Origin of the sequence: Pseudoalteromonas sp. GCY, assembly GCF_016695175.1 — a bacterium.
GTDB lineage: Bacteria > Pseudomonadota > Gammaproteobacteria > Enterobacterales > Alteromonadaceae > Pseudoalteromonas.
Map to the genome: position 1 here is coordinate 3,943,331 of NZ_CP068023.1, position 16,228 is coordinate 3,959,558.

Annotated in this window: 12 protein-coding genes and 2 pseudogenes; 9 read left to right on the forward strand and 5 right to left on the reverse strand. The window is 43.8% G+C overall.

What is annotated here, in order from left to right:
• Positions 1–77 precede the first annotated feature (77 nt).
• Positions 78–221: a hypothetical protein gene (locus tag JJQ94_RS23145; protein WP_158299133.1), complete on the reverse strand. Its 144-nt coding sequence runs from the start codon at positions 219–221 to the stop codon at positions 78–80.
• 353 nt (positions 222–574) lie between these two features.
• Positions 575–774 (reverse strand): annotated as a pseudogene (locus tag JJQ94_RS24465) (IS91 family transposase); the annotation flags it as partial.
• Between JJQ94_RS24465 and JJQ94_RS23150 the strand changes: the two are divergent.
• Positions 755–916 (forward strand): annotated as a pseudogene (locus JJQ94_RS23150) (tyrosine-type recombinase/integrase); the annotation flags it as partial. The pseudogenes JJQ94_RS24465 and JJQ94_RS23150 overlap by 20 nt on opposite strands.
• A 127-nt stretch (positions 917–1,043) precedes the next feature.
• Here JJQ94_RS23150 and JJQ94_RS23155 read toward each other — a convergent pair.
• Positions 1,044–1,652 (reverse strand): DUF2057 domain-containing protein, encoded by a 609-nt coding sequence (locus JJQ94_RS23155; protein ID WP_099030943.1) that lies wholly within the window; start codon positions 1,650–1,652, stop codon positions 1,044–1,046.
• A 172-nt stretch (positions 1,653–1,824) separates the two neighbouring features.
• On the opposite strand from JJQ94_RS23155, the gene JJQ94_RS23160 reads away from it, so the two are divergent.
• From JJQ94_RS23160 to JJQ94_RS23180, 5 genes are all read left to right on the forward strand, one after another.
• Entirely contained in the window at positions 1,825–2,196 is a 372-nt protein-coding gene (locus tag JJQ94_RS23160) for a histidine triad nucleotide-binding protein (protein ID WP_099030942.1), read from the forward strand.
• Positions 2,197–2,424: 228 nt separating this feature from the next.
• The gene (locus tag JJQ94_RS23165; protein ID WP_010376437.1) at positions 2,425–3,081 is read left to right on the forward strand and encodes a helix-turn-helix transcriptional regulator; all 657 of its coding nucleotides are present in this window, start codon (positions 2,425–2,427) and stop codon (positions 3,079–3,081) included.
• 151 nt (positions 3,082–3,232) lie between these two features.
• Complete coding sequence (locus JJQ94_RS23170; RefSeq protein WP_099030941.1) at positions 3,233–5,392, forward strand: ATP-binding protein; 2,160 nt, start codon at positions 3,233–3,235, stop codon at positions 5,390–5,392.
• A gap of 132 nt (positions 5,393–5,524) precedes the next feature.
• A complete protein-coding gene (locus JJQ94_RS23175; RefSeq protein WP_099030940.1) occupies positions 5,525–8,863 on the forward strand; it encodes an amidohydrolase family protein in 3,339 nt (1,112 codons plus the stop codon).
• 142 nt (positions 8,864–9,005) lie between these two features.
• On the forward strand, positions 9,006–12,308 hold the full coding sequence (locus JJQ94_RS23180; protein ID WP_099030939.1) for a methyl-accepting chemotaxis protein: 3,303 nt from the start codon (positions 9,006–9,008) through the stop codon (positions 12,306–12,308).
• Between the two features lie 76 nt (positions 12,309–12,384).
• On the opposite strand, the gene JJQ94_RS23185 is transcribed toward JJQ94_RS23180, so the two are convergent.
• Together JJQ94_RS23185 and JJQ94_RS23190 are read right to left on the reverse strand one after the other, a co-directional pair.
• Positions 12,385–13,155, reverse strand: coding sequence for an amidohydrolase (locus JJQ94_RS23185; RefSeq protein WP_099030938.1), 771 nt, complete (start codon positions 13,153–13,155; stop codon positions 12,385–12,387).
• Positions 13,143–14,282 (reverse strand): methionine aminotransferase, encoded by a 1,140-nt coding sequence (locus tag JJQ94_RS23190; protein WP_099030937.1) that lies wholly within the window; start codon positions 14,280–14,282, stop codon positions 13,143–13,145. Before JJQ94_RS23190 ends, JJQ94_RS23185 begins: the two co-directional genes overlap by 13 nt.
• 102 nt (positions 14,283–14,384) lie before the next feature.
• On the opposite strand from JJQ94_RS23190, the gene JJQ94_RS23195 reads away from it, so the two are divergent.
• From JJQ94_RS23195 to JJQ94_RS23205, 3 genes are read left to right on the forward strand one after another with little or no spacing between them, the layout of a single operon-like run.
• Positions 14,385–14,999 (forward strand): methylthioribulose 1-phosphate dehydratase, encoded by a 615-nt coding sequence (locus JJQ94_RS23195; RefSeq protein WP_099030936.1) that lies wholly within the window; start codon positions 14,385–14,387, stop codon positions 14,997–14,999.
• Complete coding sequence (gene mtnC, locus JJQ94_RS23200; protein ID WP_099030935.1) at positions 14,996–15,682, forward strand: acireductone synthase; 687 nt, start codon at positions 14,996–14,998, stop codon at positions 15,680–15,682. The genes JJQ94_RS23195 and mtnC overlap by 4 nt, the downstream gene beginning before the upstream one ends.
• Positions 15,679–16,221 carry a 1,2-dihydroxy-3-keto-5-methylthiopentene dioxygenase gene (locus JJQ94_RS23205; protein ID WP_099030934.1) on the forward strand — a complete coding sequence of 181 codons (543 nt, stop codon included), beginning with the start codon at positions 15,679–15,681 and terminating at the stop codon, positions 16,219–16,221. Before mtnC ends, JJQ94_RS23205 begins: the two co-directional genes overlap by 4 nt.
• Positions 16,222–16,228 lie beyond the last annotated feature (7 nt).

Consider the following 16,228-nt stretch of genomic DNA (forward strand, 5'->3'; position numbering starts at 1 on the left):
TTCCAGACCTAACAACGACATTGGTAGCTCGTTTTGCCATAACTGCTCAAATATATCTTTTTGCAAAGGCAACAACTTTAGAGCGCCTTGCCCAGAGATGAGCCAATAATTACTCCAAAACTCATGATAAGAGCTGCCGCAACAAATGCCGCTAACACAATCAGGCCAGTTTTCTGGGCTTTTGGTACTGAGCTCCACCAATTTTTAATTTCATTAATCATAAATCTTCCTTAAAACAACCGCACGCGAAGTTACTTAGCCATAACATTTTAGTATTTATGCGACACGCAGTTTGTGTTGCATAATCACTTGTTGGACTGAGCCGCTACCTGCTCGGTGTGACAGAGTTGGTGTTGTTTATGCTATAGCTTACTTAGAAAAAATAGGCTTTTTGGAGGCTCTCACTTTCCTAGCTAGTGTTATGTAAGCTTTCCCTGCATTGCTCAGCGCTTATTATGTATTCATTACACCTAAATTTGCCTTAATAAGCAATTATATTTTTTACTCGTACAGAGGCAGCTAGCCTGAGCAATTAAGCAGGTTAACTAATTGATTTTGAGCAGCTATCGAGCTGCTAACTCGTTCGGTCTACTTTGGTCGTTGTTGCATCTAACTTGAATACGCCAATTAGCCGCAAGATACCTGCTCGACAATGCTGCAAGGCCAATGCTGTATCAGCGTCACGTTTTCTGTCTTTGCCTTCTCAACTTCACCTGTGTGTGATTCTTGTGACTTTATTAATGCTAACTTTCGCTTGCGACATGCATTAGCTACTCATTTACTACAAAGTGGTGCAGATATTAGAACTGTGCAAACTCAACTTGGTCATTCCGATGTGAAGACAACGCAAATATATACTCATGTTTTACAGCAAGGCGCAAACGGTGTTGTTAGCCCTTTGAGCAAAATTTTCTAGCTTGTTTTGGGGCAAAAACGAGTTACGCCTGCGGGTTCGTTTCTGACTCATACACAACGGTCCTATTTGATTGAATCTCGTTAATAAAGACTAATAGATCACATTAAGACTTATTCAGATAAAGGGCTTAATTGCCCTTTATTTTTTCCAAAAACAACCGCTTTTGTTCTGGGGTTGCCTGTTGCCACCAATAGTCCAACATGCCAACCACATCTGGATGTGCTGATTTAGGCGCCGCTGGCGTAATTGCTCGTGTGGCAGTGCTTGGCGTTGAATAACGAGGAGCAGTGGGTGTTGAAGGCTCACTTGCTATCATCGCCGTTAATTTAGGTCTTTCTTGTGTCACCACCAATGTTGTCGCTAACGATTCGTTGGGTGCTTGCAACATAATCAACGGCTGATCTGCAAATGCCTTTGCCGCAACCACATTGTCAGGTCGGTTAAATTCAACCTGATACTCGCCGTCTTGATCGATACTTACTTTCGCCCAGAATGGCTTCGACTCTATGGTTTCGTGGTCGTCATAGCCCACTTCATACAAGTCGGTGTAACGCATTTTGACCGCATACTCCCCTTTTGCTAAGTCCAACTCTCGCACTTTGGAGAAGAATGAGTGTTCAATGGTTTTATCATCAACTTGCAAGGGAATAATTTCTTCAGGAAAACTTAGCAACGCAGCCTGTGAAAGCGGTGACAACAGTAAAACAGCGGTCGCAAGCGTATATTTTAAGCGCATCTATTCACTCCTTCGTGAGTACCAAATCATTATACCTTGATGAGATTACTGCATACCTGCTTATATCTCTACCCTTTTAATTGATGCGCTTTAGAATAAGGCATCAAATCTATTGAGTCTCCTTGAGAGTTAGCTATGCTAGAGCAATTCAATATGCAGATAAGGAAGGACCATGAGTTCAGAAACTATTTTTACCAAAATTATTAATCGAGAGATCCCAGCAGACATCGTTTACGAAGATGAACAAGCACTCGCGTTTAGAGACATTAATCCACAAGCACCATTTCACGTCTTGGTTATTCCTAAAACAGCAATTGCGACCATCAACGACGTGACTGAAGAAAATGCTCATCTTGTTGGTCATTTGTATGTTGTTGCCGCCAAATTAGCGAAAGAGCACGGCTTTGCAGAAGATGGTTATCGTGTAGTGATGAACTGTAATGATCACGGTGGTCAAACCGTATATCACCTTCATCTACATGTATTAGCTGGAAAAGAAATGGGCTGGCCGCCTTATCAAAATACGAAAAAAGTACCAATTTAGATTATTCTCTGTTAAGCAATGTAAATGAGTAAGTTATTAACGAAAATCGTTAAAAGCTTACTTATTTCAACAAATTACATTTAAATACATATTCTGTACATAATTTCGATTTATTATTTCACTTTGTTATATAGCGGATTTCTCTATCTTGTACTAAAAATTCTAATACAAAAGGTCTGAATCCCATGTTAGCATTGAGAAATCGGAAAAATTAGAGTGTGTCCTAAAATGAGCAGTAGTGCTTTTTTGTTATTAGATAAAGAACCGGTTAACACCATTGGTATCAATGTGTTACAACCTTTGTTAAAAACTCAGGGGTTGGATGTTACGACTGGAACTGATATCTCAGATGTGCCTGAAGGCACTCGATTACTTTTCATCGAAACCGCAGTGAACGATTCTTGGGGTAAATTAAAAGAACAACTAGTCAACCTCAAAGTTAAATGCGATATCGTACTATTCAACTTAGATGAAAATCCGGAGCTGGCCAATCGTGCGCTGCTAAGCGGGATTCGTGGTGTATTCTACACGACAGATAATGCCGACGTGCTAATGAAAGGGATCCGTTTGTTGCTTGAAGATCAACTGTGGTATCGCCGTGACGTGATGTGTAATGTGTTAAATCGCATGCTGCAATTTAATAAAGATGCATTACATAAACTAACCGAAGGTGATATCGAACCTGTGAAACTCACTAAGCGAGAAAAAGCAATTATCGCGCTGATGAGTAAAGGTGCGAAAAACAAAGAGATCGCTGAAGAGCTAAATATCAGTCCACATACGGTGAAAACGCATTTGTACAGTGCATTTCGTAAAACCAAATGTCGTAACCGTATCGAACTCCTTTCGTGGGCTCAGCAGAATATTCCTGACGAGATCCGCTAAGCTTCATATGTCTTTAACCTGCTGACGTAAGTTGGCGGGGAAAGACAACGCTGACATCGCGATATCGAGGCTTCAGCTTCATACAGGCTTTACTGCCTTGGCGAATACCTCTATGCTAAGTTTTTTCGCAACTGAAAGCAGCCTTAGGTACATGCTCGACCCAAAAACCCTCTACCTAACTAGTCTCGTCATGACGGCAATGATGGCGCTCCTTACCTTTTTAACGTGGCGAGCAAATAAAAGCACACCCGGAACGCTGCTCTATATTTTTTACCCTTTGGTTTTGCTCTGTGCGATTTCTTCCTTTGCATTACACGGCTATTTTGACAACTGGGAAACTATTCCCATTGCTAATACCTTGCTGTTCGCGGCTTCCATTATCCACTGCATGGCGATAAGGCAATTTTTAGGGATTAAAGGCCCATCCTTTAAAGTGTTTCTCGGCGTTACTGCTGGGCTTTTCATTTTGTTGATGTACAGCAGTATTTTCTCACCAAATTTGAGAGATAGGATCCTTATCTCGGACTTACAACACTTAGCTGAAGCGACACTCCTGCTCTATTTCTTTAGCCGCTTTGCACGAAATAAATACCCTAACGGCAGCATAGTCTATATCACTATTTTACTTATTATATTAGTGATCTTTACTGGCAGAACCCTATTAATGGGAGAAGTAACGCATTTCACGCTTTTCAAAGAGAACTGGTTTACCATCACTATTTTCTTCAATGGCGTCCTTGCCCCTATTTTTTATGCCACGGGCATGGCGCTGTTATGTAACGAGCAAAGAGAACAAAACCTTAATAAACTGGCATTAAAGGCACAACAAGACCTTGAGCTACGCGGCATGTTTTTATCAACGATCAGTCATGAGATACGAACTCCGCTTAACGGTATCTTGGGTAGCGCCCAACTGGTATTGGGACGCACCAAAGATAGTCGCAACAAGGCCTACTGTGAGGCCATCGTAAACTCGGCTGAATCGTTAAACTTACTGATTGATAAAGTACTAGACTACGCCAGTTTGGAGCAAAGTGATGAAGCCTTATACGAAGAGGACGTTGAGCTTAGAAGTTGGCTACAAAACCTTTGCTTATTGTTAAGCCCGCTTGCCGAGCAAAAGAAGCTGCACTTTGAACTGGTGTACGAACTGCCCGATCAGGTGTGCTATTACTTTGACCAACAAAAGCTGAGACAAATTCTTATCAACCTTGTTGGTAATGCCATTAAGTTCACCGACAAAGGGGAGGTAAAGCTCAAAGTTGAGATTTTAAAAGACCAACAAATTGAGCATAAAGTGCGTTTTAGTATCACGGACTCAGGGCCAGGTATTGATAGTGAAGATATTAATAAGCTGACCGAGCCGTACGTACAAAGTAGTGCAGGTAAAGTTAAGGGTGGTACCGGCTTGGGGCTTGCCATTACCAGTCGCCTACTCAACCGTCTGAATTCACAGCTAAATATCCAAAGTGAGCTTAACAAAGGCAGTACATTTAGTTTTGATTTACTGCTAAACATTGGCGAACTGAGCTTAGTGGAGCAGCGTCCGCAGCACGATAACTGTATCACCGGTTTAAAAGTACTGTTGGTAGAAGACCTAGATCTCAACCAAAAAATCGCTATTGAGTTTATGGCAGAAGATGAGCATAAGGTTAAATTGGCAACCAATGGCAAAAGCGCCATCGAGATGCTAATACAGCATCATTTCGATGTGGTGTTGTTAGACATGAACTTACCCGATCTTTCCGGGCAAGAAGTATTAAAGCAGCTACAAAATTGTGAGCATAAAAACAAACGCACTCCTTTCCTAGCCTTTACCGCAAGCCTTAGTCCTGACGAGGTTAAAGAATATTTGGCGCTTGGTATTCGCGATATTGTTGGCAAACCGATAAAGCAAGAAAAATTACGCCAAGCGCTTAGTGAGTCACAGTCTCCGAAAAAGGCCAGTGTGAGCGTGGAATTGCCCGATATCCTATATGATGAAACGGCTGTAAACGCCCTAAAGTCAGGATTTAGTGAGGATGAAGTCTCTTCGATTTACAATGAATTTGTGTTGTCAGCCCGCAATAAACTCATCCATATTCAGCAGTTATTGGAACAGGACACAGATCAATGTATCAGGCAGCTTCACCGCCAAGCCAGCACCGCCTTACAACTCGGGTTTAATCGCTATGGTTCAAATTTGAAAAAAGCAGAACGCCGCTTACTGGATGGCAAATCTTGCCATGATGAACTCACAGAAGCCATGACGCTATGGCAAGACAGTCTCGCGGCCTACCTTCAGTTTGTCCGCAAAGAGGCTATGGGTTAAGCGTCATTAAACGCATGTTGTTCGACATCATAATAAAACTTGTTCATGCTTAGTAAGCATTTACATTAACGCTAATTTAACCGAGGCAAACCGCTCGCCTTGGGCAATAACTATAAAATTAAGGGAACATCTATGTCATTTTTTAAATCACCATTAGCCATTGCTATTGGTGCTGCTGTGATTGGTTTGACTCAGCCAGCCAGCGCTGATGATGCCGTTACAGCCACGCAAACAGAAGAGAAGTCAACCAAAGGCTGGGATGTGCTCAACCCACCAGGTGAAAAGCAAACCATCACCATCGATACCAACGAAACCACATGGAGTAACTTAGATGTTAGCCCTGATGGTAAAAGCATCGTCTTTGATATGCTTGGCGACCTTTACATCATGCCAATTGGCGGTGGTAAAGCAACAGCCTTAACATCCGACATGGGCTGGAACATTCAACCTAAGTTTTCGCCTGATGGTAAACACATCGCATTTATCTCCGACCGCGCAGGTGGCGATAATCTGTGGGTGATGGACGTGGATGGCCAAAACCTGCGTCAGGTGTCAAAAGAAGTGAATAATATTGTTCACAACCCTGCATGGTCGCCTGATGGTCAATACATTGCAGTTAAGCAAGGTCAAGTAACGGGGCGTACCATACCAGGTGGCTCTATTCGTATGTATCACATCAGCGGTGGTAAAGGCGTGTTGGTCCGCGAGCGTCTACATGGTGCAAAATCGCAAAAGAACGTTGCAGAGCCTGCTTTTTCTCACGATGGCAAGAAAATCTATTACTCAGTTGATGCTACCTCTGGCGTGCGCTGGGAATATAACAAAAACTCGCTCGACGCTGTTTTCGAAATTCGTAGTTGGGATTTAGCAACCGGTGAAGAAGAGACCGTGATCCGTGGTGCTGGCGGTGCTATTCGTCCAACCGTAAGTCCTGATGGTAAATCTATTGCGTTTGTTAAACGCGAAGATAACGGCAATGAAATGATCGGTGCTTTGTATATTAAAGATTTACACTCTGGCGTCGAAACTCGTGTTTATGCTGGCCTTGATCGCGATTTACAAGAAGCCAATGGCGCACATGGTAACACGCCTTCTTTTGCTTACACGCCGGATGGTAAATCTCTCGTTTTTTGGGCGAAAGGGGTATTCAACCGCGTCAATATTGCATCGCACGAGGTCAACGTCATCCCTACTCGCGTTGTCGCTGAAAAACAAATCACACCGGCACTACGCTTTGCGGTAGATGTCGCGCCTGACACCTTTAAAGTCAAACTTGCACGCTGGTCTCAAATTTCTCCTGATGGTGAAACTGCACTATTCCAAGCGCTTGGCTACCTTTACGTAAAAGACATTGCGTCAGGCAAAGTAAAACGCCTCACTAAGCAAACCGACCACTTTGAGTTCTACCCAAGCTATTCTCGCGATGGCAAGTCTATCGTTTACACAACTTGGAGTGATAAAGATTTAGGCGCAATACGTGTTGTATCTGCAAACGGTGGTAAAGGTAAAGTGATCACCCAAGAACCCGGTCACTATATCTCACCTAGCTTTTCACCAAATGGCAAAAATGTGCTATTTAAAAAGGTAACCGGTGGCTACTTGCTAAGCGGTGACTGGTCAATGCATCCAGGTATTTATCTAGTTAATGCTAACGGCGGTGAAGCAAAACGCATTATTAAAAGCGGTGACAATCCGCACTTTGGAGCAGACTCTGAGCGCATTTACTTCTCAACCATGAGTGATGAAACACATCGCGAACTAAAAAGTGTTAACCTCAATGGTCAAGAAGAACGTAGCCACTTCAAAGGTGATTACGTCTTTGACTTTAAAGTCTCTCCAAATGGTCAATACGTTGCGTTTATCGAGCATTTCAATACGTTTGTTGCACCTTTTACCAGTACAGGTAAAACCCTATCAATTAACAAGGGTGAGAAAGCTTTCCCAGTTAAGCAAGTGTCAAAGTACTCTGGTGACTTCCTAAATTGGAAAGCGGACAGCAGCGCGCTAACTTGGGCATTTGGTCCCACACTTTATCAGCGCAAACTGACTGATACTTTCGCTTTCGTCGATGGTGCATCTGACAACACCGACGAGCTAACCGCTGAAGGCATCGACTTGAGTTTTGAGCAAAAAGCAGATAAGCCTGAAGGTATGATTGCGCTAGTTGGCGGTAAAGTAGTGACCATGCGTAACGCTGAGAACGAACAAGAAATCATCGACAATGGTGTGATCCTAATCAAAGAGAATCGAATCGTTGCAGTCGGTAAGCAAGGTGAACTAGACGTTCCTAGCACAGCTAAAGTAATGGATATTAGCGGTAAAACCGTGATCCCAGGCCTTATCGATGCTCACGCACATGGCAGTTACGGTAGTTATAACCTACAGCCACAGCAAAACTGGAATCAGTATTCTAATCTTAGCTTTGGTGTAACGACTATCCATGATCCATCAAATAACTCTGCCGAGGTATTTTCTATGGCAGAACTACAAAGAACGGGTTTAACGGTCGCGCCACGCACCTATTCTGTTGGACGTATTTTATATGCTGGCCACGCGCCGGGTTATAAAACACCAATCAGTAACCTTGAAGACGCAGAGTTCCACGTTAAACGCCTAAAAGACGCTGGTGCTATTTCAGTGAAGAGTTACAACCACCCTCGCCGTGAGACACGTCAGCAAGTATTGGAAGCGGCGAAGAACATGGAAATCATGGTTGTGCCTGAAGGTGGTTCAAAATTCCAACACAACATGAACATGATAGTCGATGGTCACACCGGTGTTGAACATGCCCTACCGATCCCGAATATTTACTCTGATATCGAACAAATGTGGGGACAAACAAACGTTGGCTTTACGCCAACTTTCGTTGTTGCCTACGGCGGCATCTCTGGCGAAGAATACTGGTATCAACACACTAATGTATGGGAAAACGAGCGCTTGATGAGCTTCGTTCCTGAGTATGTGGTAAAGCCAAGATCAATTCGTCCAAGCAAAGCACCTGAGCGTCACTATAACCATATCAATGTCGCTAAAACTGCGAAACAGCTTCGCGATAAGGGTGTTACTGTACACATTGGTGCTCACGGTCAACGTGAAGGTCTAGCAGCACATTGGGAATTATGGTCAATGGCACAAGGCGGCTTTACACCTTGGCAGGCGCTTCGCAGCGGTACAATCGATGGTGCCAGATATTTAGGTATGGACCGTGACCTTGGTACAATCGAACAAGGAAAACTAGCCGATCTTGCCATCATTGATGGTGACGTGCTGTCTAACATCCGTGATTCAGAGAAAGTTGCCTACACCGTTATCAATGGCCGTATCTACGAAGCGGCAACCATGAATGAAATCGGCAACTATGACAATAAACGTCAGCCTTTCTTCTTTGAAAATGGCGCGCAAACCCAAATGCACCCAGCAACGGCTGAGTATATGGAAGAAAAGGCCCATACCTATCATTGGAAACACTAACACGTAGCACGATTGAAGAGTGAAACGTTAAGTTTACAAGCCCGGCTATCTAGATAGCCGGGTTTTTTATTTTTTGTCTAGATCTTAATCAATACTGTTCTATGCTGTTATAGGTACTTCCATAGCAACAGGGAATTAGGTTATGTCTGGGTTTTCGCAATTCTTTAACTCTCTTAATTTAACTAAAAAGCTGATTTTTGCATTTCTAATCGTCGCGCTCGTGCCATTGATAGTAATTATTTCCATCGCACTCAATACCGCATCGAATGCCATGACAGCGCAAGTATATTCACAACTTGGTGCCGTTAGTGAGATCAAAAAAAGCGCGGTTAATCGCTACTTTAAGACCGTTGAGGATAAACTCGATGCCTTTACGGCAAACCCATTGCTTCCTGTGATTGCACAAGAGTTTATTACCAGCTTTCCTAGCGCTCAGGCCGATATTAACTATGCCAAATTATCTCGATTTTATGATGAAGTGTTCGTACCTAAATTCAATCAAGAAAATCCCGAAGATACGAGCACAGCAAAGCTACTTAGTGACATTTCAGAGTCTGGGCTTGCGCTGCAAGCACGTTACTTAGCAAGCAACCCCTACCCAGTTGGTGAAAAGTACAAATTTTTTGAAACCGGTCACTTAGATAGTTATGACCTTGCTCACCGCAGTTACCATCCATATATGCTTAATATCGCCGACATTTATGAGTTTTACGATATCTTTATCATCGACCCTAGTAATGGAAATATTGTCTATTCTGTATTTAAAGAGGTTGATTTTGCCACGTCACTGGAATCGGGTCCTTATGCCAATAGTAATCTAGCTGCTCTTTATCGAGAACTGAAGGACTCAGCAGATCCGACAATCAGCGCTTTCGCAGACTACAAACAATACCTCCCCTCCTATAATGCACCCGCTAGTTTTATTGCCAAACCTATCGTGGTGAATGGCCAAACCGTTGCAATTGTAGCTGCACAGCTATCTATTGATGCCATCAATGCCATTATGACCGAGCGAGAAGGCTTAGGAGAAAGTGGTGAAACCTACCTAGTCGGTCCCGAAGGACTTATGCGTTCAGACTCCTTCTTAGATCCACAACATCATTCCGTGGTGAATTCATTTCGATACCCTGAGCGCGGCAAAGTGGCAACATTTGCTGTCTCTCAAGCATTAAATAATCAATCTGGACAACAGGTTATTGAGGACTATAACGGCGAAGCCGTGTTATCCGCCTATACACCAGTAAAAGTCTTTAATACCCGTTGGGCACTGCTTGCTGAAATAGACGAAGCGGAAGCATTTGCTCCCGTTACCTCGCTCTCTCAATACCTGATGATTATTTTGGCGGTTACTATAGTGTTAGTGCTAATCGTCGCTTATTGGTTCTCAAAAACGCTCACCAAACCTGTTCACGAGTTGGTAGAAACCATGAAATCAGTTGAACAGGAAGGTAACTTTTCATTGCGAGCGCCCATTCGTAGTCATGATGAAATAGGCAACAGTGCACAGGCATTTAATTCACTACTGGATGCCTTACAGCTTTCTATCACAGAGGCTAATCGCGTCATGAATCAAATGGCCTCGGGCAAGTTTGACGACCGCATCAAAGTACCGTGTCGGGGCGAGCTAGAAACCCTAAAAGAAGCCACTAACCACTGTGCCAATACGTTAAGTCGAGCTATTTCTGAGCTGAATGAAATTTCGATTGATATGGCAAATGGTCGCTTCGATACCAAACTTAATGCCCCCATGTCAGGTGACTTAGAAAAGCTCAAAAATAATATTAACGATTCTTTGGCATCGATTAATTCGACTATGAACGGTATTGTTCATGTGATGACCAATATTGAGCAAGGTAACTTTAAGGAACAAGTCACCGTGCCCGCTAAAGGAAAATTAGCGCAACTTAAAGATTCGGTAAATAATTCCGTACGCAGCCTTAGCAGTGCGATTGACGGTATCAGCACGATTATGTCTGCGCTACGCCAAGGCGACTTTTCTGCGCAACTTGATGCCCCTCTCGCTGGCCAATTGGATACCTTAAAACAAGATATCAACTCCAGCATGGCAAACCTAGACAGAGTAATGAAAGAGATAGGCACAGTGATGGCTGGCGTCAGCAACGGCGACTTTAAACAACAAGTGGACGTGGCGGCAACGGGTCAGCTCGCGCAACTTAAAGATAATATCAATGCTTCTGTGACCGCCGTTGATGTTGCTATCTCGGAAATCTCTACGGTGATGATGGCTATTAGCCATGGTCGATTTGACCGCACCATTCAATCTGCGATGTCTGGCCAGCTCGATAATCTCAAAGGTGATATTAACCGTTCGGTCGAAAACCTCAATCAAGTCATTGAAGAACTCGGCAGCGTAATGGGCGCAATGTCCGAAGGAGACTTTAGTCAAAAAATAGAGTTGCCATTACAAGGTCAACTGCAGCAGCTTAAAGAGAACGTAAATGACTCGACTTTACAGGTCTCTGGGGCTATCTCCGAAGTCAGCAGTGTGTTGGCTAACGTTGCTCAAGGTGACTTAAGTAATCAAGTAAAGGGTGAATATTTTGGCGTGTTTAAGTCTCTTCAGAATGACACCAATACCACAATTAAAAAACTCACCAGTGTAATCGAAGGGATCCAAGCCGCAGCAAATTATGTTGCTCAAAGTGCCGGTGAAATAGCGGCGAGTAACACTGAAATCAGCCAACGCACAGAAGAGCAAGCAGCAAACTTAGAAGAAGCCAGTGCCAGCACCGGCAATATGTTGGACGAACTCACTAAGGTTTCAAACCAATCTGGTGATGCCGTAGGACTGGCAACAAACGCAGAAAACATAGCCAAAGAAGGAGGCCGTTTATCTGCCCAAACCGTAGCTGCAATAATTGAAGTGAACAAAGCCAGTAAAGACATTAATGAGATTGTATCGGTGATTGATGGACTTGCGTTTCAAACCAACCTGCTGGCACTAAATGCTGCCGTTGAAGCGGCACGAGCGGGAGAAAATGGCCGTGGCTTTGCTGTCGTTGCAAACGAAGTACGAGAGCTGGCAGGGCGTAGCGCGGCTTCAGCAAAGCAAATCAAAGAAATTATCTCAAACAGTAATCAAAAGGTAGAGCAAGGGACTGAACTTGCCAATAGTTCCGGTGAAAAGCTGCAACAAATCGTTGGTGCCGTGAGTGATGTAAATAACAACATCATTAAAATCAATGAGTCGACTTCAATGCAGCAACAAGCCATTAAAGAAGTGGATTTGGTGGTGCAAAGGCTAACGGATCTTATTCAAGAAAACTCTGCAATTACCGAAGAAACGATGGCTGCGGCAAGACAAATGGCTGAGCAAGCCCATGAAATGCGCACCCAGTTGAGCTATTTCCGTTTATCAAAGAATGATTACAGCGCCACTGGCAGAGAAGGTGAATTGCTTGTGCATCAATATAATGCATCTTAGGGCCTGTTGAGTTTCGAGTTAGAGCATGCCCAACCAAGTCTTTTAGTTGGGCATATTATGCATGTACCAATGTGTATTATGCCAGCGTAAATTTATCCGCATCGAGGTGGGCTGGAAATTTAGCTTTGTACTGCTGCAAGTCGCTCAGTTTTAGCTTTACGGTAATAACTTCTGCTTGGTCATCTGCTGCCGAAACAAGACTATTACCATTGAAGTCAATCGCTTTAGTACCACCATTATGCGCAGTGCCATACCCATCTTCGCCTACGCGATTTACCGCAAGCACAAAGCACTGATTCTCGATTGCACGAGCAGCCAGTAAAGTATCCCAATGATTTCGGCGTGCCGCTGGCCAGTTTGCAATATTAATCATAACCTCATAATCGTTCTGATTACGCTGAAATACTGGAAAACGTAAGTCATAGCAAATCTGCGGTAAGAATTTAATGCCTTTTAATTCGAACACTTCACGGTGCTCACCAGCAACCACAAAATCGCCTTCATTACCCAAACAGAATAAGTGCCTTTTGTCGTAATGAAGTATCTCTCCATCCGGCTGGCACCACACCATACGGTTGGCCTTTTTATCTCCATGCGGAACCAGTATGCTGCCCGCTACAACAGCCTGAAAGCGCTGAGCGCATTGCTGTAAAAATTCGATGGCTGCATCAGCATAGCGCTCAACATCCAGCTCTTTTACGGCGAAGCCGGTAGCAAATGTTTCTGGTAGCAAAATTAAATCGCTTGGCTCGACATTTTCTAGCAAACGCTCAATATGGGTAAAGTTGGCCTCCGGTGAAAGCCACTGGATATCTGTTTGAACAAGGGTAACGGTTAAAGTTGACATAAGCGTTTTGCAGCCTCTTCTAATGTCTGGTTTTCCTTAGCAAAGCACAATCGAATGACCTTGTCTTCAGGTGCTTGTTGATAAAAAACGCTGAGTGGCACTGCCGCAACCCCAACCTCTTCCACCAGATAGCGACAAAAGGCAACATCATCGAGATCAGAAATTTCACTGTAATCCAAAAGCAAAAAATAAGTCCCTTCACTTGGTAATAGCGTAAATCGGCTTGACGCTAACGCCTTAACCAGTACATCGCGTTTTTGTTGATAAAATCCACTCAGTTCATCAACGTGCTCAGGGTGTTCAGCAAGCATATCTGCCAATGCAAGTTGTGCCGGAGTGAAGCTTGAGAACGTTACATACTGATGGATCTTTCTAAACTCAACAGTCATTTGCTTTGGCGCCACACAGTAACCCATTTTCCAGCCTGTACTATGAAAGGTTTTACCAAAGCTAGAGATCACAAACGCACGCTCAAACAATGCTGGATCAGTTAATGCGCTCAGATGGGGCAAACCATCAAAGGTAATATGCTCGTATACTTCATCACTGATCAATAACAAGTCATGCTGATTTAGCAGCTGTTTTAGTTGCTCTAAATCTGACGACTTCAGCGTTTTAGCCGACGGGTTATGCGGTGTATTGATGATAATAGCACGGGTATTTGAGTTGATACTCGCTGCGACTTGTTGCCAATCAATTTGGTAATGCGGCGCAGTCAATGCAATATGCACGGCTTTTCCGCCAGCAAGTTCAATTGCAGGCTCATAAGAGTCGTAAGCCGGATCGAATACAATGACTTCGTCCCCTTCAGATACTATTGCCTGAATTGCCACGAAGAGTGCTTCCGTTGCACCCGAGGTCACCGTGATCTGCTCTTGTCCTGAAACACTCACCTGATAACGACGTTCAATTAATGCCGCAACTTGTGCTTGCAAGCTCGGTACGCCGGCAGAAGGCGAATACTGGTTTTGACCTTCGCCAACATAGTGGCTCAGTTGTGATTTTAGGTAATCAGGAGCATCAAACTCCGGAAAGCCTTGCGATAAGTTGATCGCACCATGCTCGTTCGCTAATGCCGTCATTTGGCTAAATATACTAATTCCAACCTGAGGTAACTTACTTTTCACTGCAACACTCTCTTTCTTATGGTGCTAATCGTGAGTGGATGCTATCATTGCTCAAAATAGATGTATAGCCGTCCAAACGCATTTAATTTATAGGTGTTAACTATGCACACACAAGCCGCAAAACTCGCGCTTATCGAAGCAGGATCTTGGGTTGCTCAGCAAGGCTGGGTTCCCGCGACTGGTGGTAATTTCTCTATCAAAACAGACTCTGGCTTTGTTGTCACGGCCAGCGGCTTTGATAAAGGTAAATTAACACCAGAACAATTTCTGGAATTAGACACCACAGGCACCATCATTGCCGGAAGTGGCAAGCCTTCAGCCGAAACCGCATTGCACCTAAAACTGTATGAATTATGCGTGGGTGCACAATGTATATTACACACTCATTCCGTTGCTGCGACTGTGTTATCGCGATTTATTCAAGGCAGTCAATTTCAGATCAGTGGTTATGAAATGCAAAAGTCACTGTCTGGCATTCAATCGCATGAAGAAACCTTATCCATTGCCATTTTTGATAACGATCAGGATATAGAGCGACTAGCACAGCGCGTGGCGCAATTTCATCAAACTACACCGGTTATACACGGTGTATTGATCCGAGGTCACGGGTTATACGCAGTGGGCCGTACAGTGCAAGAAACTCGTCGTCATATTGAGGGTTTAGAGTTTTTATTTGCCTGCGAATTAGAACGCATCAAATTGGAGGGGCGCCAATGATCAAAGCCATTTTAACAGATATTGAAGGGACAATTACCCGTATCTCATTTGTTAAAGAGATACTATTCCCGTATGCCGCTGCGCATTTACCGCAATTTATTCGCGACCATCAGCATGACGCCGCCGTTGCCGAGCAAATTAGTGCCGTCAGAGCAGAATTGAATAATGCTAACGCTGATATTGATACCGTGATTGCCGCGCTACTTGAGTGGATCGCCGCTGATAAAAAAATCACGCCATTAAAACAGCTACAGGGTCTCGTTTGGCAGTTTGGCTATACAAACGGCGATTTTACCGGACATTTGTACGAAGATGCCTACCAGTTTTTAACACAACAAAAAGCGGATGGCCGCAACCTCTACGTGTATTCGTCGGGTTCAGTGAAAGCGCAGCAGCTACTTTTTGCGCACTCAGACTATGGTGATATTCGCCCGCTATTTAGTGACTACTTTGATACTAAAGTGGGTGCCAAGCAGGAAGTCTCGGCGTATCAGAATATTATTGCAGCCCTACCGTACGAAGCAGAGCAAATCCTCTTTTTAAGCGATATTGTTGCCGAGCTAGACGCAGCAAAGGCCGCCGGTATGCACACATTACAGCTGTTTAGAGATGCACAAGCAACATCACCTGAACATCCAGTTATATTAAGCTTTGACCATTTTGATGAAGGGGCATTTTCATGAGTCAACTTACTATCTACCAAGAACAGAATCCAAGCCAAGCTTTGCAACAAGAGCAAGACGCAAACATCATCGCATCTTTGCTCGCAGAGCAAGGCGTACGCTTTGAACAATGGCAAGCTAACACCGATATCACAGCTGAAATGTCACAAGACGACATTATTAATGCCTACCAGAGCGATATTGAAAGATTAAAAGCGCAAGGCGGTTATCAAACTGTCGACGTGATTTCACTCGCAAAGGGCAACCCTAGTGCCTCGGAGTTGCGACAAAAATTTCTTTTTGAACATACTCATAGCGAAGATGAAGTGCGTTTTTTTGTTAAAGGACAAGGGCTATTCTGTTTACACTTAAACGATAAGGTTTACCAAGTTTTATGTCAGCAAGGTGACCTAATCTCTGTACCAGAAAATACGCCTCATTGGTTCGATATGGGTAGCGATCCAGAATTTACCGCCATTCGCCTATTCAATAATCAAGAGGGTTGGGTTGCGAAAAGCACGGACTCTGAAATTGCAAAACAGTTTCCATTACTTGATTAATCCAAGT